Below are 20299 nucleotides of genomic sequence, written 5' to 3'. Positions count from 1 at the left end.
CTTGCATCCTTGATACGCCGGAAGTCTGTTTTGGTAACAAATCCTATTGCCCGAGTTCCGTGAGTGCGGCACGGGCTTTGTTGTCGATACTGTTCTTGTATTCGTGTTTTTTAAAGCTCATCGCTTTTTTGAAATACATTATAGCCTTCTGATTGTCAGCCTTTTTTTGATAAATATAGCCCATTTGCAGAGCCGAGGACGCTGCAAAACCTCCTGCACCCGCGTCCGTCTGCCCAAGCGCGATCGAGCGGTCATAAAATGGTACACAATCATTCATCCGGCCTGATTTTTGGAGAATTCGTGCCATACGATAATTGAACTCGGCCTTTTCGTAGGTTGTGGCGAAAGTTTTTTCCGAAACAGTTTTCATCAGTTCCCAAGCTTTCTGAAAATAGCCGCCGTCGGTTGCATACCTTGCCTTGTACAGCACTTTTTGCCTCGGACTGATTTTCTCCTCGCTGAATTCTTTCGCAACCCTTTCTGCAAACTGATCGGCCTCGATGATCGTACTTCCTTTTTGCGTTACTTTCAGAATGTAGTCTGTCGCCTCCTGATCGCGTCCCGCAAGCCAACGGCACATAAACATCTTGAAATAGCTGTCCTTAATGTAATTGAAGCCGGCATATTGTTTCAGGAATCTCGCATAGGAAGCAAATGATTCATCATAATCGCCGTTTTGCAATGCGATTTCCCCACGCAGGTAATGCAGGAACGGGAAGGGCATATATTCTTTGCCTACCGGCGCGTCAGCCAGGAAATGAGAGGCTTCTTCACTCCGGTTTTCCTTCATCAGCACGGTCGTAGCAAAGAAATGCAGCAGCAGGTTGTCGGGCTGTTCTTTCGGCCATTGCCGGATCCGCACCTGCTGCTCGGGGCTCAGTTGGAGTGTATAGGCATGTAATAACAAGTCGATGAGTTCGGCCTCCTGTCTGAAAAACGGCTCTTCCTTTACCACTTCACGGAGCTCGCGGATACCCTGCGCGATATTGCCTTTAAGTCCAAGTATTTTGGCTATCCACGTATAGTTTTCAGGAATCGAGCCAATCAGCACGTGCAGCAGGCCGAGTGATTTGAGGGTAGGAGTGAATGGAGGGAATTTCTTGCGATTGTCTTCCAGAAGCCGGTAAGCCTTGATGATCTCCCAGGAGCCGCTCACCTCGTTGCCGAATTTCAGCTTGGCAAATGCGGAATGCAGGCGGATATCGGCCTGAAAAAGCCGCTTGTAAGGTGATTTCTCCGACAGTTTTCCCACCTGGTCGAGCCTTTTGTCCTGCTGCTGGGTAAAAATTTTGTAGCGCGAGCGATCTTCGGCGATAAGCAGGTAATGCAAGTCGGCGTAGCTATCAAGGTAAGCGATAAACGGATTGTCAGCATTGATCGCCCGTTCGTCGTCGATGAGCTCACGAGCGGCTGGTAATCTCAGTTTTTGTATTTCAAAATAGGCCTTTTGGAGCTTTGGCGAAAAAACGACGTCACCTTGTTCGTCGGTAGCTAATGCAGGCCGGTCGATAGATGAGATGAGCAGCAGGCACAATAGTAATCTTAATCCCGCATATTTGACCTCCGAATAGCTCCTGCTCATGGTAATGCACATAAAAAAAGGTTGCCCGGATAAGACAACCTTTCAATTTAGTATTTAAAATCCTAGCGACGCTGGTGAACCGGTTGAACGCTTTCTACGTCGGCAAGGATACGTCCGCAGTGCTCGCAAACGATCAGTTTCTTACGTTCGCGGATATCAGCCTGGCGCTGAGGAGGAACGATGCTGAAACAGCCACCGCAAGCTCCACGCTGCACATGCACAACGGCCAGACCGTTGAGTGAGTTGTCGCGGATTTTTTGGTAAGATTTCAGTAAGCGTTCTTCGATTTTCTTAATGTGTTTCTCTCTTTCAGCGATCAGCGCCTGTTCTTCGGCCTGGCTTTCTGAGGTAATGACCGAAAGTTCGTTTTTCTTCACTTTCAGGTCTTCGTTTCTTTCGTTCAGGATAGATTCCGCACGGTTGGCGTCTTCTTCGATGAGGCGGATACGGGCTCTGGCTTCATTGATCTTCTTGTCGGCCAGTTGCATATCAAGCTCCTGCAATTCTATTTCTTTGGTGATGGCGTCGTATTCGCGGTTGTTGCGGACGTTCATCTGCTGATCTTTGTATTTCTTGATCAGTTTTTCCCCTTCTTTCTGCGCATTTTTGAAATTGTCGATTTCTGTGTTCAGATTGGCAATTTCAGATTTAAATTTTCCTAAACGCGTTTCGAATCCTGCAATCTCGTCTTCGAGGTCCCTTACTTCTTCGGGCAGGTCCCCGCGGGTTTTTAGTATTTCGTCAAGGCTTGAATCGATTTCCTGAAGTTTCAGGAGAGCATCTAGTTTTTGTGCGATTGTGTTTTCCATGTATGTCTTTTATGGACTTGTTTCAATGCTTGAAATGTGAGGTAGTCAGCCCTAATTTAAACAGATTATCAGCAGAATTCGTTGTCAAAACCGGTTTTCAGGAAAAATACCGCACCGGATTGGTACTGATTTCTGACAAACAGAGTGCGAAATTACTAAATTTTCCTGATATATAGTCATGCAATAAATTTTTCGTAAATACTTCGCTTTCGTAATGGCCTATGTCACAGATCATAATGCGTCCTTCGGCATCGAAAAATTCATGATACTTGTAATCCGCAGTTACGTACACGTCGGCGCCAGCAGAGACGGCATTGCGTAATAGAAAACTGCCCGCACCGCCACATACTGCCACTCGGCTGATCCTGGCGTTGGTCGGCTCGGTATGTTTGATCACGGCTGCTGCCATATTATTCTTTAAACACGCCAGGAAATCAGCGGTTTCCATCGGTTCCGGCAACTCGCCGATCGCCCCGGCGCCCACCTCCTGGTTTTCGTTTTCTAATGCCGACATATAATAGGCTACTTCCTCGTACGGGTGCGCTCGGCGGAGCGCACGCAATACCTGCGCCTGCATATGGGAAGGCAGCATTATTTCCACGCGATGTTCCTTGACCGTTTCCAGTTGTCCCTGTGCGCCTATGACGGGGTTTGCGTTGTCGCCGGGCAAAAAAGTGCCTAATCCTTCACTTCGAAAGCTGCAATTGCTGTATTCTCCAATTTCTCCGGCACCTGCTTCGAACAATGCTTTTAGTACCTCTTGGGTGTTTTCCACGGGGCAGAAGAAGGCCAGTTTGTTCAGGAGCTGTTTTTTAGGGGCCAGTACTTTTATGTTTTGAAGGCCCAGGCGTTTCGCAATCTGCCAGTTCACGCCGCCTACGACATGGTCCAGGTTTGTGTGGGTGGCATACAAGGCAATGTCATTTTTGATAGCCTTGATCACCGTCCGTTCCACGTAATTCTTGCCATTGAGCTTTTTCAGGCCTTTAAAAATAATAGGGTGGTGTGCGACGATGAGGTTGCATTGTTTGCGGACGGCTTCGTCGACGACGTCCTCGGTAATATCGAGTGTGAAGAGGATGCCGGTAACTTCAGTATCCGGCGCGCCAACCAGCAGCCCGGCGTTGTCATAATCTTCCTGGTAGGGCAGCGGAGCTAGTTTTTCGAGCTCGGTTAAAATTTCTTTGATGAAAGTCATAAATTTTTCTCGTGGTTCAACTATTTCATTTTCAGAATATTCTTAGTTGAAGGGTTATTGATTTACAAATAAAATAACTAAATTGCTGTGTAAGGTGTTGCAATCGTAAATATTAGTAGTAGTTTTGCACCACGTTTTACAAAAACGATTGTGAAACGAATCGGTTTGGTAGTTCAGTTGGTTAGAATACATGCCTGTCACGCATGGGGTCGCGGGTTCGAGTCCCGTCCAGACCGCCGATAGTTTGAAATGTTGTTTGGTAGTTCAGTTGGTTAGAATACATGCCCGGCCCGCGTAGGGTGTCACGCATGGGGTCGCCGACGGACGTCAAATGTTTGAAGTTCTTTTTTTAATGGTTTGGTAGTTCAGTTGGTTAGAATACATGCCTGTCACGCATGGGGTCGCGGGTTCGAGTCCCGTCCAGACCGCACAAAAGCTCAGAGAGATCTGGGCTTTTTGCATTTTAGGGCTTCTCTATTGGTATGATTTTCATGTCGGGCAAAGGTTTTTAAAATCTTTTCACCAAACGACAAAAAATTATGGCCAGCCATCAATTTCAGGAATGTATCGACGCTTGCGTATCATGTGCGCAGGCGTGTACCTATTGTGCGACCGCGTGCCTGCGCGAGCAAAATGTTGCACATCTTCGAAAATGCATACAACTCGATATGGAATGTGCGGCAGTATGCCGCGCTGCTGTGGAGTTAATGGTGCTCGAAAGTGATTTTAGTGCCCATCTTTGCAGGGTATGTGCGGATGTTTGTAATGCATGTGCTGCTGAGTGTGAGCAACATGCGGTAATGGGGATGGATCATTGCCGCGTTTGTGCGGAGTCGTGTAGGCTATGCGCGGCCACCTGCGAAAGTATGGCTACACCCGTTTGAGATAGGTGCAAAAAAAACACGCAGGTTTCAAAATGAACCCGCGTGTCAAATTACACTTCATCAACAAACTAAAAACCAAATAAAACTAATACGAAAAAAATCGCTTGTCAAGTTTTTTTTGCTGTAGGAGGGGGATTCGAACCACCCACGGTGCGGTTAGCTACGGTACAAATACTGTTGGTGGTCCACCCCAGTCGACTTGCGTCGGCATTATGCCGCGTTTATCCCTTATTCACCACCCCCGAGACAGGAGGGCATGGCTGCCAATTTCATCACCCTACAATGTGATTTCAAACTAAGCAAAAGCGGCGTTGCTGCCGGCTTTTTTATAATTTGGTTCTGCAAAACTAAAACTTCTGATCTGAATTCTAAAATATTTTCATTTAAAATTGTTAAAATTTACAATTCTTTCATAATTTGACCTTGATTGTTGCGAAGAATTCAAACTTTTAACACGAAATGCAAAAATATTCAGATATTGATAATACCGATCTGCGCATCCTTTCCCTGCTGATCGAGAATGCAGCGTTACCGTACACGGAAATCGGGAAGCGCGTGTTTGTGTCGGGTGGGACCGTCCACGTGCGGATGAAAAAGCTGGAACAAATGGGAATCGTGAAGGGCTCTCAACTCGTGATCGATCCTACGAAGCTGGGCTGGGATATCAGCGCTTTTCTGGGAATCTACCTCGATAAAAGCTCGTTGTACGAGCAGGTAGCGACCGAACTGGAAGGAATCCCCGAAGTTGTGAATATCCATTATACCACGGGAATTTATAGTATCTTTCTAAAGATCGTGTGCAGAGATACCGGACACCTCCGCGAAATCCTTCACGATAAGATCCAGAAAGTAAACGGCATACAGCGGACAGAAACCTTTATTTCGCTGGAAGAGCGCATTAATCGATCTATTCCATTGGCCGAGAGCTAGTTGGAAATTTATCTTGACCTCAATCAAAGAAATTTGTAGATTTGTATTGTATATATAAAAAACTTATATATATTTGCTATATAAAAATTTCACTCATGGAGAATAACACAACGAGTAACGAGTATGTACGGGGTACATTGAAAACCATCGTGTTGAATTTGCTGGCAGAGCACGACAGGATGTATGGTTATGAGATTACCCAGGAAGTAAAAGACAGAACAGGCGGAGCTATCGCCCTGACGTTCGGTGCGCTCTATCCCGTACTCCATAAACTGGAACAGGAAGGGTTGCTGCTGACCGAGTCGGTGGAGGTGGACGGGCGTCTTCGGAAATATTATTCCCTGACGCACCGCGGAAATGAAACCGCCCGCACTAAAACCAATGACTTAGAACGTTTTATAGAGGCAGTAAGATTACTGCTGGCCCCTAAAAACCTGGCAACAGAATAACGAATAGGTACATGGCTAATCTCTAAACAGATCGATCTATGAAACGCCTTCAGGAAAATCGCATTGACCAAATAACCCAATATTTGCAGGCAAGCAAGCTGGATCCGGAATTGCTTCCGGAAATTCTCGACCACCTGGCTTGTGAAGCGGAGGAAAGTCTTTGGGATGGCAAGTCATTCGAGCAGATTTACCAGAATATGGTAAATACGGCTGATGCACAAACCCTCCTGAATCTGAGTGTTGATCATCAAAATCTATTAGCCATGGAAAAATCCCTCAATGACATCGTCTTCGAGAACCGTAACAAGTCTTACGGTGCGTATGATCTGAGAAAAGGTTACGGGCAAACAGTCCAGCGGGCGGTTGTGATGGGTGTAGCGTTCTTTCTGCTGCTGGTGATGTTTCCGCAGCTTTATGCCAAGCTCATTCCTGATCCGAAGCCGGATGACATCGCGTATATCGTGGAGGCAACGCCCGTCGATATCATTATGGAAGAGCAGCCTGTGCCTCCGGCCAGAGAAGAGCCCGATCCAGTACAGAAAACGGTGAAATCGGTGACGCCCGAAGTGCTTCCTGATAACGAGGTGCCCATCGAAGAACTGCCTCCCGTTGTGGATGATCTTCAAAATGCACAGCCTTCGACTGAGACGGTAGACGGAGTGGATAATCTGGAGGTGATTGCGCCGCCGGTGGAGAATGCTGTGGCCCCCAAAGCTGAGGCTGCCGGTGTGGAGAAAAGAAAAGAAGAGACTTTTACATTTGTAGAACAGTCGCCACAATATGCAGGCGGAAATGAGGCGATGGCGGCGTTTTTACGCAAAAACCTGAAATACCCTTCGCAAGCGTCGCGAGCGGGCATTCAAGGAAAGGTATTCGTACAATTTACAGTAGGTTCTGATGGAAAAATAGAGAATGCGGCCGCAGTGAAGGGAATCGGTTTTGGTTGCGATGAAGAAGCGGTGAGAGTGGTGAAAATGATGAAAGACTGGATGCCCGGCAAACAGGCAGGCGTTCCGGTGAGGGTTAGATTCACACTGCCGATCGCATTTCAACTGGACTGATCATCGCCCACTTGCGTAGATGCCTCCCTGTTATTGAAGAAAATCCTCGCTTCGGCGGGGATTTTTTCGTTTTTTTGTACTATTCAAATTTTCCCTCCGCGGGCCGGATGATGATAATATTAGTGAGTAACCATTTCAGTGTGAGTAATTAATGTATGCGATAGTTGATATTGAGACCACGGGCGGGGGAGGGACTTCACGCATTACAGAAATTGCCGTTTTCAGACACGATGGTACCCGGATCGTCGATTTTTTTCACTCCCTGATCAATCCGGAGATGTATATTCCGCCATTCATCACCCGCCTTACGGGCATCGATAATGAGATGGTAAAAGATGCGCCTACGTTTTACGACGTTCAGGATGCTGTAAGGGCCATGACCCGCGACGCGTGGTTCGTAGCTCACAATGCGAAATTTGATTATGGATTCATCAAGCGCGAGTTTGGGGCATTGGATGAATACTTTCAGCGCGACTTGCTTTGTACCGTCCAGCTGAGCCGGAAAATTTTCCCCGGTCTGAAATCGTATAGTCTGGGCAATCTGTGCGAAAGTCTGGAAATCATGATCGAAAACCGTCACCGGGCTCATGGCGATGCCGAAGCGACCGTGCGCCTTTTCGAAAAATTGCTGCTGAATGACAGGCAGAATCTTATCCCAATGGATTTGTATCAGTAGCCAAATATCATCCCAATCGTGCATGGAATGGTTTTTGAAGGTTAGATAAGCATCACTAACCTAAATAATTCCTTCTCATGAAAGCTTACATCAATCTCCTGATAATTCTTCTCTTGTCCTTCACACTGACGAGCTGCGAGCTGATCGGCGACATTTTCAAAACGGGCGTCTGGACAGGCGTAATTCTCGTTGTAGGTGTTATCGCCATCGTGATCTGGCTACTGGCAAAGGCATTCGGCGGAGGCTCGCGGTGACGTGCAGACAAAATATATGTTAGAAATACTTAAAAAAACGCACGCAGGCGCTTGCATCTGAAAATTCTCCGTTTCATCTTTGCACTCCTCAAATGAGGGTCGGGCATCAAAAAGCGATGCCGGCAATGCTTGAAATGGGGGATTAGCTCAGTTGGCTAGAGCGCTTGCATGGCATGCAAGAGGTCGTCGGTTCGAATCCGATATTCTCCACTTGATAATCAGCCACTTACAGATAAAATGTAAGTGGCTTTTTTATTTAGGTCGAACATAGGTCGAACATTTTTCTTTGTTTTTATTTGGCTTTCTTAGGTATCTGGTGATTCAGCCACATTACTTTTTAGCGGTTTTTTGCTGGTTTAGCGTTTAATCGAACAGCCGCTACTGTCGTTGTGTTTTCATCTACCTCATTTTTGGGGTTTGAGTATCGAGTGTCAAACATTTTTTTTGCATCATTATAGCTAGTCACTGCACCGAGGATATGCAGAAATTTGATATAATACCATGCAAAATCGATCTGGTATGGTTTGAAACCACTTCTTGCACTTTTAGGAAACAAGTGATGGTTATTGTGCCATTCACCGGCAACAATTCCTGGCCACAGTTGGTTAATAGATCGATCTGCATGGTAGAAATCGATTCCCGGGCGCTGCTTATCCTCCCCCTTGCCGTGACCTTCGTAATTGAAAGTTCTGACACCTACGGCCCAAAAGCCTGCCGCGCCGAAGAGTGTACATGATAATGCATGCCCTCCAAGCAAGAAAAAGATTAAATACCAAAACGACCAGTTAAGGATCCAACTGACTAAGGCTCTCCCAGGATGTTGGTAGGATCCCCAGCTCTTGTACTGTTGGAATGTATTCGGGACGAGACCGGTATGCTTCATTAAAGATTTTACGCGACTATATTGGACTTCATCCAGACTCAGTGAAATGGGCTGGTGATTAACATCCGCCAAAAAGCAGTACAAAAAACCGCCTTCCGCATTATAAGGATCTCCCGGGCGATCAGATTTGGCGTGATGTACGTGGTGAGACACTACATATATTTCCTCAGGGATCATACTAATCGTCAAATTCTGTGTGAAAAACCGCCAGAAATGATTGCGAAATTTGTAAGCGCCATGCGTGCAATATCGGTGGTGCCAGATGGTACCGTGTGTTCCCATAACGAACATGCTGTATATGAACGCGGCGATCAGCAATGGAACGGTAAAAAATTTTAAGATAAAAAGTAGTAGAAATGGTACCATGCAGACCACCTTTCCCCAACTCAAAACCGTTAACCAATTTCTTCTGTCTCGAAAAACATTCAATCTCTGGAAAAACTCTGAAAATAATTGCTTAACACTGGGTTTGACAAGGTTTCCCTCGTGGTCTTGCCAGCCATAAGATGGTACGCGTAATACGACATCGATAAAACTCATAATAATGGGTTGAAATAGTGGAAATATTTGATGCGGTTGTTTGCGGCATTAGGCCGTTTCGCTAAATAGGCGGCATAATGCTCAGGCCTTTTCAAATCTCGAAGTCTGAACCTGACCGTTAAGTCAGGTGCGCACAAGTGGAGAATGCTAACGCATTATAATTCTGAAGCAAAGAAGTCTATGCAATTTACCGGCGGCACTGCGGGTGTCTTGGGAATAATTGATCAGTGATAATGAATGCCTACATCCGGCAGGAGCGGTTTGCCGGAGGTTTTTTCCCAATGAGGCGACCGAGCGGTAAAATCTTAGAGAGGCAATGCTGTAAAGGTAGCGTATTTGTGATAAGAGGCCATTGAAAAGCAGTTATTTAATTGATGTACTCCTAGCTATAACCATTTAAGTTCCCTATCTTCCTGAATGGAAAACATACATCTAGTAGGGTCGGTGGTCTCGTTGTTAACGGACCCCAGGAAGCGGTTGACGGTCAAAAAGTATTTGAAGCGTATTTACTATTGTGAGGAAATCGGCGACGGTGACAAAAAGGTGTTGGCTTTTTTTGAAAGGGAATTGATTCCAATTCCATTGAACTGATCGATTTAATAAGACGGTGTGCGGCGAGCCCCAATGCAATTTGCTAGGGCTCGCTTTTTGTTTACTGCCCTTCACCTGCTTATGACCCAGCCTTAGGGCATCTTAACTGTGGCTAGATTTTTGCTTCAATTGGCCACCCACCAATCATCGCCTACAAATGAACAGAGACGGAGAAATCATCATTATTGAGGATAACGAAGAGGATAGAAATGTGCTCGAATACGTATTTGAAAAGCTGAACTATCCCAACAGGAGGGCATATTTCAAGGATGGAGAGTCAGCGTTAGCCTATATGAATGCACCCTATGCAGAACCCTTCCTGATACTGTCTGACATTGATCACCCTTATATGGATGGTGCCGACCTTAACACTCAGCTTATTACCGACATTGAAATCAGGCGAACAGGCATCCCTTATCTTTATCTGACGAACAGGGCAAATCACGAGCTGATAATTGATGCATATGGTAAAATGGCACAGGGCTTCTTTATTAAACCCAATTCACCAAAGGAACTTGTTTCGACGCTGAAAGCCATCATAGATTATTGGCTGGCTTGTGCTATTTCCTCTTGAACGTCGGGGGGGCGCGGTGGTGGCTCTTAGTAATCTATGGCTATCTCAACAGTAGATAACCAACGCGTGTGGAGGTATTGTTAAGCGGATCGCCTTCCCGTTCCTAACTTCAATATTTAATTCTGCCGGGCTCAGATCGGAGGCAAACAAGCACTTCATCGAGCCGTCAAGAGGGTGCATCACATCATCGACTGTGACGTATACAATAGCGTAATTTTCCTGGTCTAAATTCATAGCGCATAGTATTTCATGGTCGTCCGAGATGCGCGACCACGCGATTACCTCCTTATCGCCGGTTTCGTCATCCGGGTAGCTAAAAATAGTTCCATTCCGTGAGGTTGACCGGAGAAAAAAGGCTCCGGACAGCAAAGTAGGATATTTTCGAATCAAGCTTTCAAGACGCTCCATTTGAGAAGGCCGTAACTTTTCCTGACAGTGCTCACGGACACCCCAAAAGTCAGGATTTAGGTGGACGTCGAGCAGGTTTTGCATTACAGAAGTCAGGTTTAGCCTAGTGTTCCATGAAGGTAGCCATTTTTCAACGAAATAAAATATTATTCTAAATACTTCTAGAAATATTTTTATTGTCAAAATTTTATTTTACATTTGGTAAATATTTTAAAATAAAGTTATGAATAGAGGAACGGTTAAGTTTTTTAATGAAACCAAAGGGTTTGGTTTTATTGCTCCGGAAAATGGCGGAGATGACATTTTTGTACACACCACAGGTCTTAATGATGATATCCGTGAGAATGACAGTGTGTCTTACGAAGTTGAAGAAGGTAGAAAAGGCCTGAACGCAGTTAATGTAACCATTATCTAGCCTGCCAAACCATACAAAGAAACAGAATCCTCCCGGTGTGGAGGATTTTTTGTTTTAGACCAACAAATGAAATCCAATTCCCAGCAATACCCGAGATCGTTATGGCGGATTATCGCGGTCCGATTGACAGATCTGCCAGCAACGCTTTTGAGTAATGCGCTGCTTTGCCTGACGTCACTCCTGTCAATTTTACTATCCTTATTGCTTCGGTTTGTACTGCAATACCGGAAAATAGTGATCCGGAAAAATCTGATAAGTTCTTTCCCCACCAAGTCCGCAGAGGAGATCCGTGGGCTGACAAGCGCATATTACCGCCATATGAGCGACCTATTGCTCGAACCTTTTTTGTTTTACCTGGCTCCTGAAAGACTGAGAAAGCGCCTGGCTAAGTATAATAATCCGGAAGTTTTGGAATTACTCCACGCAGACCAGCGGCCAGTAATAGTCTTCGCTTCGCACTACGGGAACTGGGAATATCTGATTAATCTTCCGCAAGTAACGGACTATCCGGTCTACACAGCTTACTCGCCAATCAAAAATGGTCTGCTCGACAGGATGATGATCAGGTTGCGTTCTTTCCTGGGGGTCAAACTTATTCCCAAGAAGGGATTTTACCGGCAAGCGTTGTCGCTATTGCGCCAAACTGCTATCCCTAACTTACTGGTGGTCATTGCAGATCAGCGGCCTGCGCCTGGCAGCGACAAATTTCATATTTCATTCCTGGACCAGGAGACTGCCGTTCAAACGGGAGGAGAACGGATGGCGGCTTCATCGCAGGCGGCAGTCGTGTACGTTGAATCGCAAAAAAGGTCTCGTTTCAGCTACGAGTTCACATTTCGGCTGATGGAGCACCCTGATCGGTCAACGCCCCTGAGCATTACAAAGTCTTACTATCATTTTCTGGAGAATAGCATCAGCCGTGCCCCATCTTACTGGTTATGGTCACACAACCGGTGGAAAATTCCGGCGGCGGGTGCTATCCATTCATCTTAAATATTGATCATGGCCGTACATCTCATTCGAAAAAACACCGTTTTTCAACCTGATTCAAGCCGGGTCATTGCGCGATTTCTATACAATGGCGAGGATAGGAGTAAAGAACTGATTTCGACTATCCTGGCTCTTGATGCAGGCACCCAGGTACGGCAACTGAACAGCGTTCTGAGAAAATACGCGAAACGGCATCGGAATATCCTCAAGGTATTCGAACGACATTTTCGAAAGCTGGAAGTTCTGCTCAAAGCAATGCAAATAGACCCGCAGGATCTGGAAACGAACCAACGTCTGCTGATCGGTGCCTATTTCACGATGGAATACTCCATCGAAGCTGCGGCCTTTTTCAACCCGTCCATTGTGGCCGATCCCGATCAATCCGGCGTCGAACTAGGTGAAACGCGGGTGATCCTCAGCTTTCGGGCTACAGGGGAAGGACATATATCGTCTATTGTATTCCGTTCTGCGCTCATTGACCAAAACGATGATATTGTCATCGATACGCCTGGCCGGTTACTCGATTCTCCCGAGCATGTGCGCAACCACATCTATAAGAAAAAGTCGTTTCTATCAAAATTGGGCGAAATGCAGGATTTGGATAATCTTGCGTATCCGGCTTTGGAAAGAAAGTTGACCGAGACTTTTACGTACGAAGAACTCAAACGGTACGTGGAAGAAACCAGCGGGTTGTCGGAGATGGACATCGCGGGCGCGGTGTTTCTCCGCGAGGTAATGTGGCTGGCCTCTTCGCACTATGAAATGGATTTTTCCCTTGATACCGACATCTCAGAACGTGTGATCTTTCCCATTGCGGATACGGAAAAAAGAGGTATCGAAGACGCGAGGTTTGTCTGTTTCACCGATGACAAGCAAGAGCGGACCTACTTTGCTACCTACACGGCGTACGATGGCGTCAATATCCTACCCAAGCTCTTGACTACCCGCGACTTCTATCATTTCAAAGTACTGCCGCTGCACGGAGAGATTGCGCAAAACAAGGGAATGGCACTTTTTCCTCGCAAGATCAAGGGTAAATACGCCATGCTTTGCCGTATCGACGGCGTTAATAATTACATTGCCTATTCGGATAATATCAGCGTTTGGCGCAAGGCCACGTTGATCCAGACACCCAAATTTCCCTGGGAATTCGTTCAAATGGGAAATTGTGGCTCACCCATTGAAACCCGGGCGGGATGGCTGGTACTAACGCACGGAGTAGGCCCGATGCGGGAGTACGTGCTAGGTGCATCGCTGTTTGAATTGGAAAGTCCTGAAAATGAGATTGGGCGTCTGATTAACCCCCTACTAATCCCCAACGCAAGCGAGCGCGACGGTTATGTGCCGAATGTCGTGTATTCCTGCGGCGCATTCGTGCACAATCAGAGTCTGATTATCCCCTATGCGACTTCCGACTATGCCTCTACTTATGCAGTGGTCAATTTAGAAGAATTATTAGAAGACCTTATCGTCGACAAGAACTAACGCCGGAGAATTTCTTCGTAGACGCTCATGTAATTGTCCACCATCTTTTCTTTCGAAAACATCGCCTTCGCCCATTGGCGGCATTCCTGCCTGTCAAGCTGTGCAACCCTTTTTACAGCCTGAACGGCCTCACCGATTGTATGGACCAGGAACCCGGTTTTCCCGTCGACAATCAGCTCGCACATCGAGCCACGGTTAAAGGCGATCACCGGTGTACCGCAAAACATCGATTCAGCGACGCTTAAACCGAAAGGTTCGTCGAACTGAATCGGGTGAAGCAGAGCGAGCGCCTTTCCGAGTAACGTTTTCCGCTCGGATGGCCCGACGTTCCCAATATAAAAGACTGATCTTTCATCGACGCAGGGCTCGATCTTTTGCTCGAAATAGGCATCGTCCTGAATCAGCCCCGCTATTAGCAGGACTTTCCCTGACTCTCGGGCTATCTGAATCGCTTCCAGCGTTCCCTTCTCTGGATGGATACGTCCGAAAAACAGGAGATAGTCTTGCGGGTTTCTCTCGAAAGGAAAATCCTTGCCGTCGACACCGTTATAAACTGTTGCAATGTAGTCCAGTTCGTCGCTACGATCGGCATTGCTAATGGATGCGTAAAAACATGATCCGTTATACTTCCGGTAGACATCCAGGATTTTCGGGGATGAAAACCCATGGATCGTCGTCAGCATTGGGGTGGGGATAAGCTTTGAGTAGGTTAGTGGCAGAAAATCGAAATGATTGTGGATCAGGTCAAACCGCGAGGCGTTTTCCATTAGATGGCTGATATGCAAACATTCAGCTACCTTCGGGTCTACCTCCCTGTCTTCCGCATAGGGAGCGTGCGAGGTTCCTTCCAGTTTTGCCGTAGTCATCGAATCGGTTGTGGCAAAAAGCGTTACATCTACCCCCTTCTCGACGAGCCCCTCCGTCAGATACGAGGCCACCTGCTCCCATGGCCCATATTGGCGGGGCGGCGTACGCCATGCGATCGATGATAGTATAGCCACTCTCATACCAGTTCGGCTTCCATTTTGGTGACTTCCTCAAATGCTTCGAGCACGCTTAAATGGGAGATCAGGTAGGCCAATGTGCTCTCGGCTCCCTGGTTTCGGTTGACGCCTGTGCTTTCCAAACCGTCGCAGCAGCCTTTTGTTTCAAAATCGTAAAGGCTTACCCGGAGGTCGTTTTCTCCTAAAAACCACATGAAACAGGTGGATAATTTCTGGATATAGGATTGATCTTTGGTAAGCCGGAATGCCTGATGGAACATCAATACCATGGCAAGGGCATCCAGTGGTTGCTGAGCAAACATCGATTGCTCTCGGTCTCTGCCGTACCAGTTCTCGTTGCCAACGACCGACAAATAGCCGTTACGGAGCGTTACATCCGAAAGGAAGTCCATGCTTTCTATTGCTACTTCGAAGACGCGGGGATCATGCAAAAACTCCGCAGCATGCAGGAGCGCCAAGGGTAAAAATGCATTGTCATACGCCAGCAGCGATTCAAACCATTGCCAATCACTGCTGTGGTGGATATCATATTCGGCGAGAAGCCTGCCGGTCAGGGCTCCCAGTATTCTGATCATCCCCTCGTCGGTCGGATTGCTTTTCAAATAGTGGCATATCCCGACGACGGTGTTGGCAATACTTCGGATAGATTTGAGTTTGGTAAAATTCGGCACAGCGTCAAAGAAAATCTCGCGACCGGTCTGGTAATAGGCGTCATTAGGCGCATTCCCGAGCAGATAGCCCAACGACCAAATCGTGCGACCAAAAGAGTCCTCCGACCCCACTTCATCCAGGAAGTTACGATTGAAGCTCAGGAAGTTTCTGAACATGCCGTCCTGGGTCTGCATGTAATTGATGTAGCTTAAATAGGTGGGCGACAGTTTCAAGGCAAGTGGATGCTTGTTTCTTTTGTAGGTCATCAACACCATCAGCAAGGCCCTTGCATTATCATCCAGGCAATAGCCTTCTTTCAGGTTCGGGATCCCGTATTTGGCGTGCTGGATAATGCCGGTGTCGTCGGTGAGGCGCTGAACATGATCGAGCAGGAACGGCGGGAGCGCAAGCGGGTCCAAAATCATCGGACTGCCCGATTCAAGATCCAGTCCGATTTTCGCTATTGATTCCGCCAATTCCAGGTATTTTTCCCCGATTTTCGGCCAGGTTATTTCGCGACCATAATCGAATGCATTTTTGCGGAGCTGCCGCATCTGGTCGGGATGATCCAGTAGTTCAAGCAATATCTCGGTGAGTGCCGGTGAGTCGTGGAAGTTGAAAAGGCGGCCCCTGCCATCGGCGAGCAGTTCTGCCGCATGCCAATACGGCGTAGAGATCACTGCATTGCCGGCGCCGATCGCATAGGAAAGCGTCCCGCTGGTGATCTGAGCCTCGCTGGTATAAGGGGTGATATAGATATCGGAGGCGGAGAGGTATTTGAAAAGCTCGGACTGACTTATGAACTCGTTCAGGAATACGACATGCTTTTCAATACCCAGCTGTTTGACCAGGCCTGCAAGGAATACACGGTATTCTTCCCCGGCGTGCCTGACTACGTTGGGATGTGTTTTTCCCAGCACAATGTAGACAAGTTGCGGATACTTCTTCACTACCTCGGGCAAGGCCCTCAGGACTGTCTCAATTCCTTTATTACGCCCGATAAATCCGAATGTCAACAGCACCTGCTTGGAGGAAAGTCTGAATTCTTTCTTAGCCAGAAGCTGGCCAAAGTGTATGTCCGGCACACCATGTGCAATAAGGGCGATTTTGTCGATGGGTACTTTGTAGACATCCGACAGCATATCGACCGCGGTCTGGCTCATGACCACTACCGACTGCGCAATTTTACATATCTCGGTCATCACAGCCTTCTGATTGTAGGAAGGTGTTTTCAGGACGGTATGCAGCGTCACGATCAGCGGAATTTTGAGCCGGTATAATAACGGCAGGATGTAGATGCCGTTCTGCCCGCCAAATATCCCGAATTCGTGTTCGAGGATGCATACATCGGCCCCGCTCAGGTTAATGACATTGGCTGCTTCCAGGTAATCCGTCTGCTCTTCCTGCCGGATACTAAGCTTCACCTCTTTGGGATAATCGTAATGCAGGCCATTGTCGTCTATCGCGATCACAAAACCTTGCAAGCCACTGACCAGGGCTTCCTCTCCGACGGTTGAATGAAATAAATTTTGAGTGAAAGTGCCAATTCCGCACTCCCTCGGAGGATAGGTTCCTATAAAAGCAATTTTCATTTCGGCCGTTTGTTGATTTGTTGTAAGATAACCTAATTAAACTGCATTACCCAGGAATATTTCAGCTGCCACCAAATACTTTACAGAATCCCCAGGAATCCATAAAACATGTTGAATATCAATCAAAAGGACCTACCTTACAACAAAACTAAAAACCATGTCAAAAGAAAATACCCAGCAGAAAAGCGACAAGAAAAAGCCCGCTAAAAATCTGAAAGAAAAGCGCGCGGACAAGAAGGAGAAGCGGGATAATAAATCGAAGATCGACTAGATGACGCGCGTTTCAGTCAAGCACAGAATAGACTACAGATACGATCACAAAGTACTTCTGTCCCCACACAGATTCCGCCTTGCTCCACAGCGCGATACCCAGGCGATCATCGAAGGATACAGGTTTGTTCTGCGGCCCGCTAATCGCCTATACTGGCAACACGATGTTTACGGCAATAAAATGGCACGGGCCGATTTCGATGAGAAAACAGATTTTATGTCGGTGGAGGTTACTCTGGAAATCGAGCTGACCAGTTTCAACCCTTTCGATGTGCTAGTCGACGATGAATCGCAGTACTTCCCATTTTTGTATCCTTCGATCGTTAAAAATGCTTTGCTGCCATATTTGCAGATCTTAGACAGGAGCTCTGCCCTCACCGCATTCGTTGGCTGCGCTGAAAAGTTTCATGGTGAAACTCTCTCTTTCTTGGTACAGCTCAATCAGCACGTTTGTAATTATCTCCTTTACGTGCAGAGATTAGAGCCAGGCGTGCAGTCATGCGAGATGACCCTGAGAACCCGGACTGGTTCTTGCCGCGATTCGGCATGGCTCATGGTTCAGGTGCTGCGACGATTAGGACTGGCAAGCAGGTTTGTATCAGGTTATCTGATACAATTAGGTACCACATCGGGCGACTCTATTGAATTGCATGCCTGGGCAGAAGTGTTCATACCAGGGGCAAGCTGGATTGGTTTGGACACGACCTCAGGCCTGTTCACCAGTGAAGGCCATATCCCACTTGCGATCGGACCCGGTCCCGAGCAAGTCGCACTTGTGGAAGGACTAACCGAGCCCTGCTCATCTACAATGACCTATCAATTTGAACTAACAAATCACTAGACAGCAACGCCGTTTATCCCAGTTGTCCGAACCTTATCGCTAATCCCTTATCGCGATTGTACCTGGGTTATCGTTGAGGTAACACAACAATGAATTGTCGCAAGCGAGTACAGACTTTTGATCTTAATCAGAATCCTGAACTTTCCGCATACGCACAAGGTATTATGGGAAACAAGACCTAGACGCCGGCATTGTTGTTGCAATAAATTCAATTTTTTTCAAAATTGCAGAAGATAAAGGATACCATGGGGTCCGAAGTGTCCGCGCCTGTGCTGAAAAATAAACGTTTAGGCTATACAGACCTCATGAAAGTTTGAAGTATCGGAAAACAGAACTGGCAAAGAAGGAGAAATAAGCAGGAGTAACAATGTCTCTTTACGGATACACCTTTTTGGCGGAGGTAGAAGATTTTGACATCGAGGACTACATTGAATAGATGGACTGGCCCTCTGCCGCGGGACGACATATAAGAATCTACATAAAAGAAGGCTCTATTTTCTTTTACCTACACGACGAGCTGAAAGACAGATTGTTTCAATTTTCTGCATTAGACCCTTCAAAGCTAAAAACAAAAGAAGCTTTTGAAGATGTAGTTAAAACCTACCTATTAACAAAACTTTGACAACTTGTCAGATGATGAATGTAGTTACTCTCAACCCTTGAAGGGAATATAGCGTCCAAATCCGACACCTTATTTTATGTCCGTCTACTTTGTCCCAGATCGTTTTTAGCTCGGGAGCTTACATAGCTTAAAATCTAAAAACATTCTTCATGTAGTCGGCTTGGTGCAGAAGCAGTCCAATAGCGAACAATAGTTTCCAACAGCTCTTTTATCTCCTCAAAGTCGGCCGGTTTCACGAAAAAACCCTGCACCGAATCGCAGTAGGCTTCGACCACATGAGCATGGTTAAGCGATGTCGTCAAATACAGATAAGGCACACATTTAAGTGCTATGTCCGCATTCTTCTTTAATTCAACTCTCAGCTCTAATCCTGTGAGCTTTGGCAGATTTACATCCGATAGTATCAAGAAAATGGAGCCATGTTGCGCATGCAAATAGTCTAGTGCTGCAAATCCGTCGGGGAAATAAATCCTTTTGTTGGGGAAATCAAGCTCTACGAAAGCCTCTTCGAGCACGAATTGATCGTCTAAATCATCCTCAATCACTATAATAATGCCTTTTTTGTCCATTTGATATGAGGATTAAAACGGATGGTTTACAAATCTCGGTCCAGTCCAAGATCGTTGATTTCATTAACAACTGGATACAACGTCACCAAGCCGATTTTTGGCAGGCTCCGGTGTAAGAGCGTAACAAGAAAGTGCCCTGGTTTTGACTCGAAAAATGGCGCTAGCATCGACATCAACCGCTACTTAGTTTATTATCTATTCCGGCGGTTATTATCAAGCTTTCGTGAATTTAAATCCAAAGACGCCCACACATGCCGAAGCGAATCTACTGAGGGTTCCGTTGTTTGGTCGAAAGCTTGATCAATCATGCCCGTTAAACGAGGAGATAATTGCTGAGCCACTTCGTACCTTGCCGCTGTGCGACGCCCCTGTTCAATTTCCTCATTCGAACATCTAACTGTCGCAAGCGAAGCAGCGGTAACACAAAGCAGTACTGCCAATGAGACAAGGTAACTTTTAGCCTTCCAATCGAACGTGACTGGCTTAGGATTTTCCAGAGCATATGATAATGTTTCAAGGCGCTTTCTAACACCCACTAGCTCGGAAAGCATCATTTTGCCTGACGGCATTTTTGCCAGGCTGGCCTGAATATCAGCCAGCATTTGGCGTGCTAAATCATCGACCTGCACTTTGGGATCAATCGACAGGCTTTCCAGCACTGAAATCTTTTTTACCAGGATAGCCAATACCTGCTCGAAGCCATCCAGTTTATCTTCGATATCTTTCATAAATGTAATCCTCTCGATTTTTTGCGTTTGTGTTTTCTTTTAAGCTCTGGATTAGTCGTGTCGTGTTGCGTTACGGGATCCATCAAGTCTTTCAGCAGGTTTTGCTCCGGATAGTTCGGCAAACCATATCTGTGAGTTAGTATTTTTTCTTGTGCCGGTGGTGGTATGCCGCGATCCCACATCTTACGCCTCACCGACTGGAAAATTCGGTGAAATTGACCACCTCAATACGGTTTAAACTGACCACCTGTTCCGGCTGAAATTGACCGCCTTGTTTCGGAGCAAATTGACCA

General features: G+C 46.6%; 20 protein-coding genes and 3 tRNA genes. 14 read left to right on the top strand and 9 right to left on the bottom strand.

The window, feature by feature from the left end; translation table 11 throughout:
* Positions 1-43: 43 nt before the first annotated feature.
* From CLV60_RS13420 to CLV60_RS13410, 3 genes are all read right to left on the bottom strand, one after another.
* A complete protein-coding gene (locus tag CLV60_RS13420) occupies positions 44-1582 on the bottom strand; it encodes a tetratricopeptide repeat protein (RefSeq protein WP_229210960.1) in 1539 nt (512 codons plus the stop codon).
* 62 nt (positions 1583-1644) lie between these two features.
* On the bottom strand, positions 1645-2391 hold the full coding sequence (locus CLV60_RS13415) for a zinc ribbon domain-containing protein (protein WP_106595892.1): 747 nt from the start codon (positions 2389-2391) through the stop codon (positions 1645-1647).
* A gap of 97 nt (positions 2392-2488) precedes the next feature.
* Complete coding sequence (locus CLV60_RS13410; RefSeq protein WP_106595891.1) at positions 2489-3589, bottom strand: Nif3-like dinuclear metal center hexameric protein; 1101 nt, start codon at positions 3587-3589, stop codon at positions 2489-2491.
* A 162-nt stretch (positions 3590-3751) separates the two neighbouring features.
* Between CLV60_RS13410 and CLV60_RS13405 the strand changes: the two genes are divergently transcribed.
* The 9 genes from CLV60_RS13405 to CLV60_RS13370 all read left to right on the top strand — a co-directional run bounded on the left by CLV60_RS13405 (position 3752) and on the right by CLV60_RS13370 (position 8053).
* Positions 3752-3825 (top strand) — tRNA-Asp (locus CLV60_RS13405).
* 118 nt (positions 3826-3943) lie between these two features.
* A tRNA-Asp gene (locus tag CLV60_RS13400) sits at positions 3944-4017 on the top strand.
* Positions 4018-4128: 111 nt separating this feature from the next.
* Positions 4129-4473: a four-helix bundle copper-binding protein gene (locus tag CLV60_RS35185; protein WP_106595890.1), complete on the top strand. Its 345-nt coding sequence runs from the start codon at positions 4129-4131 to the stop codon at positions 4471-4473.
* A 459-nt stretch (positions 4474-4932) separates the two neighbouring features.
* Complete coding sequence (locus CLV60_RS13390) at positions 4933-5403, top strand: Lrp/AsnC ligand binding domain-containing protein (protein WP_015814589.1); 471 nt, start codon at positions 4933-4935, stop codon at positions 5401-5403.
* Positions 5404-5498: 95 nt separating this feature from the next.
* Positions 5499-5852, top strand: coding sequence for a PadR family transcriptional regulator (locus CLV60_RS13385; protein WP_015814590.1), 354 nt, complete (start codon positions 5499-5501; stop codon positions 5850-5852).
* Between the two features lie 38 nt (positions 5853-5890).
* Positions 5891-6913: an energy transducer TonB gene (locus CLV60_RS13380; RefSeq protein ID WP_106595889.1), complete on the top strand. Its 1023-nt coding sequence runs from the start codon at positions 5891-5893 to the stop codon at positions 6911-6913.
* 151 nt (positions 6914-7064) lie between these two features.
* Complete coding sequence (locus CLV60_RS13375; RefSeq protein WP_106595888.1) at positions 7065-7589, top strand: 3'-5' exonuclease; 525 nt, start codon at positions 7065-7067, stop codon at positions 7587-7589.
* Positions 7590-7666: 77 nt separating this feature from the next.
* On the top strand, positions 7667-7843 hold the full coding sequence (locus CLV60_RS34245; protein WP_019942548.1) for a hypothetical protein: 177 nt from the start codon (positions 7667-7669) through the stop codon (positions 7841-7843).
* Between the two features lie 136 nt (positions 7844-7979).
* Positions 7980-8053: transfer RNA gene (locus tag CLV60_RS13370), tRNA-Ala, on the top strand.
* Positions 8054-8180: 127 nt separating this feature from the next.
* Here the strand turns inward: CLV60_RS13370 and CLV60_RS13365 are convergent.
* Entirely contained in the window at positions 8181-9266 is a 1086-nt protein-coding gene (locus CLV60_RS13365; RefSeq protein WP_106595887.1) for a fatty acid desaturase, read from the bottom strand.
* A 748-nt stretch (positions 9267-10014) separates the two neighbouring features.
* Between CLV60_RS13365 and CLV60_RS13360 the strand changes: the two genes are divergently transcribed.
* The gene (locus CLV60_RS13360; protein ID WP_106595886.1) at positions 10015-10431 is read left to right on the top strand and encodes a response regulator; all 417 of its coding nucleotides are present in this window, start codon (positions 10015-10017) and stop codon (positions 10429-10431) included.
* 45 nt (positions 10432-10476) lie between these two features.
* Here CLV60_RS13360 and CLV60_RS13355 read toward each other — a convergent pair whose 3' ends face one another.
* The gene (locus tag CLV60_RS13355) at positions 10477-10923 is read right to left on the bottom strand and encodes a hypothetical protein (protein ID WP_146151550.1); all 447 of its coding nucleotides are present in this window, start codon (positions 10921-10923) and stop codon (positions 10477-10479) included.
* 139 nt (positions 10924-11062) lie between these two features.
* Between CLV60_RS13355 and CLV60_RS13350 the strand changes: the two genes are divergently transcribed.
* The 3 genes from CLV60_RS13350 (at position 11063) to CLV60_RS13340 (ending at position 13729) form a co-directional block, all read left to right on the top strand.
* Complete coding sequence (locus tag CLV60_RS13350; RefSeq protein WP_106595884.1) at positions 11063-11254, top strand: cold-shock protein; 192 nt, start codon at positions 11063-11065, stop codon at positions 11252-11254.
* A gap of 66 nt (positions 11255-11320) precedes the next feature.
* Positions 11321-12247 carry a lysophospholipid acyltransferase family protein gene (locus tag CLV60_RS13345; protein ID WP_106595883.1) on the top strand — a complete coding sequence of 309 codons (927 nt, stop codon included), beginning with the start codon at positions 11321-11323 and terminating at the stop codon, positions 12245-12247.
* 9 nt (positions 12248-12256) lie between these two features.
* Positions 12257-13729, top strand: coding sequence for a glycoside hydrolase family 130 protein (locus tag CLV60_RS13340; protein WP_106595882.1), 1473 nt, complete (start codon positions 12257-12259; stop codon positions 13727-13729).
* Here CLV60_RS13340 and CLV60_RS13335 read toward each other — a convergent pair.
* Both CLV60_RS13335 and CLV60_RS13330 read right to left on the bottom strand, forming a co-directional pair.
* Positions 13726-14736, bottom strand: a complete 1011-nt coding sequence (locus tag CLV60_RS13335; RefSeq protein ID WP_106595881.1) for a glycosyltransferase family 4 protein — start codon at positions 14734-14736, stop codon at positions 13726-13728. The genes CLV60_RS13340 and CLV60_RS13335 overlap by 4 nt on opposite strands.
* A complete protein-coding gene (locus tag CLV60_RS13330; protein ID WP_106595880.1) occupies positions 14733-16976 on the bottom strand; it encodes a glycosyltransferase family 4 protein in 2244 nt (747 codons plus the stop codon). The genes CLV60_RS13335 and CLV60_RS13330 overlap by 4 nt, the downstream gene beginning before the upstream one ends.
* 271 nt (positions 16977-17247) lie before the next feature.
* Here CLV60_RS13330 and CLV60_RS13325 point away from each other — a divergent pair, with 271 nt between their 5' ends.
* Entirely contained in the window at positions 17248-18087 is an 840-nt protein-coding gene (locus CLV60_RS13325; protein WP_106595879.1) for a transglutaminase family protein, read from the top strand.
* 756 nt (positions 18088-18843) lie between these two features.
* Here CLV60_RS13325 and CLV60_RS13315 read toward each other — a convergent pair.
* Together CLV60_RS13315 and CLV60_RS13310 are read right to left on the bottom strand one after the other, a co-directional pair.
* Positions 18844-19278: a response regulator gene (locus tag CLV60_RS13315; RefSeq protein WP_106595877.1), complete on the bottom strand. Its 435-nt coding sequence runs from the start codon at positions 19276-19278 to the stop codon at positions 18844-18846.
* A gap of 191 nt (positions 19279-19469) precedes the next feature.
* Positions 19470-20006, bottom strand: coding sequence for a hypothetical protein (locus tag CLV60_RS13310; protein WP_106595876.1), 537 nt, complete (start codon positions 20004-20006; stop codon positions 19470-19472).
* Positions 20007-20299: the final 293 nt, after the last annotated feature.

It is taken from the genome of Dyadobacter jiangsuensis (genome assembly GCF_003014695.1).
Classification (GTDB): domain Bacteria; phylum Bacteroidota; class Bacteroidia; order Cytophagales; family Spirosomataceae; genus Dyadobacter; species Dyadobacter jiangsuensis.
This window is presented reverse-complemented; position numbering and strand designations above follow the sequence as displayed.

Coding starts and splice junctions, on each gene's coding strand:
- CLV60_RS13420 (WP_229210960.1), bottom strand. CDS start 1,582: ATGAGCAGGAGCTATTCGGAGGTCAAATATGCGGGATTAAGATTACTA.
- CLV60_RS13415 (WP_106595892.1), bottom strand. CDS start 2,391: ATGGAAAACACAATCGCACAAAAACTAGATGCTCTCCTGAAACTTCAG.
- CLV60_RS13410 (WP_106595891.1), bottom strand. CDS start 3,589: ATGACTTTCATCAAAGAAATTTTAACCGAGCTCGAAAAACTAGCTCCG.
- CLV60_RS35185 (WP_106595890.1), top strand. CDS start 4,129: ATGGCCAGCCATCAATTTCAGGAATGTATCGACGCTTGCGTATCATGT.
- CLV60_RS13390 (WP_015814589.1), top strand. CDS start 4,933: ATGCAAAAATATTCAGATATTGATAATACCGATCTGCGCATCCTTTCC.
- CLV60_RS13385 (WP_015814590.1), top strand. CDS start 5,499: ATGGAGAATAACACAACGAGTAACGAGTATGTACGGGGTACATTGAAA.
- CLV60_RS13380 (WP_106595889.1), top strand. CDS start 5,891: ATGAAACGCCTTCAGGAAAATCGCATTGACCAAATAACCCAATATTTG.
- CLV60_RS13375 (WP_106595888.1), top strand. CDS start 7,065: ATGTATGCGATAGTTGATATTGAGACCACGGGCGGGGGAGGGACTTCA.
- CLV60_RS34245 (WP_019942548.1), top strand. CDS start 7,667: ATGAAAGCTTACATCAATCTCCTGATAATTCTTCTCTTGTCCTTCACA.
- CLV60_RS13365 (WP_106595887.1), bottom strand. CDS start 9,266: ATGAGTTTTATCGATGTCGTATTACGCGTACCATCTTATGGCTGGCAA.
- CLV60_RS13360 (WP_106595886.1), top strand. CDS start 10,015: ATGAACAGAGACGGAGAAATCATCATTATTGAGGATAACGAAGAGGAT.
- CLV60_RS13355 (WP_146151550.1), bottom strand. CDS start 10,923: ATGCAAAACCTGCTCGACGTCCACCTAAATCCTGACTTTTGGGGTGTC.
- CLV60_RS13350 (WP_106595884.1), top strand. CDS start 11,063: ATGAATAGAGGAACGGTTAAGTTTTTTAATGAAACCAAAGGGTTTGGT.
- CLV60_RS13345 (WP_106595883.1), top strand. CDS start 11,321: ATGAAATCCAATTCCCAGCAATACCCGAGATCGTTATGGCGGATTATC.
- CLV60_RS13340 (WP_106595882.1), top strand. CDS start 12,257: ATGGCCGTACATCTCATTCGAAAAAACACCGTTTTTCAACCTGATTCA.
- CLV60_RS13335 (WP_106595881.1), bottom strand. CDS start 14,736: ATGAGAGTGGCTATACTATCATCGATCGCATGGCGTACGCCGCCCCGC.
- CLV60_RS13330 (WP_106595880.1), bottom strand. CDS start 16,976: ATGAAAATTGCTTTTATAGGAACCTATCCTCCGAGGGAGTGCGGAATT.
- CLV60_RS13325 (WP_106595879.1), top strand. CDS start 17,248: ATGACGCGCGTTTCAGTCAAGCACAGAATAGACTACAGATACGATCAC.
- CLV60_RS13315 (WP_106595877.1), bottom strand. CDS start 19,278: ATGGACAAAAAAGGCATTATTATAGTGATTGAGGATGATTTAGACGAT.
- CLV60_RS13310 (WP_106595876.1), bottom strand. CDS start 20,006: ATGAAAGATATCGAAGATAAACTGGATGGCTTCGAGCAGGTATTGGCT.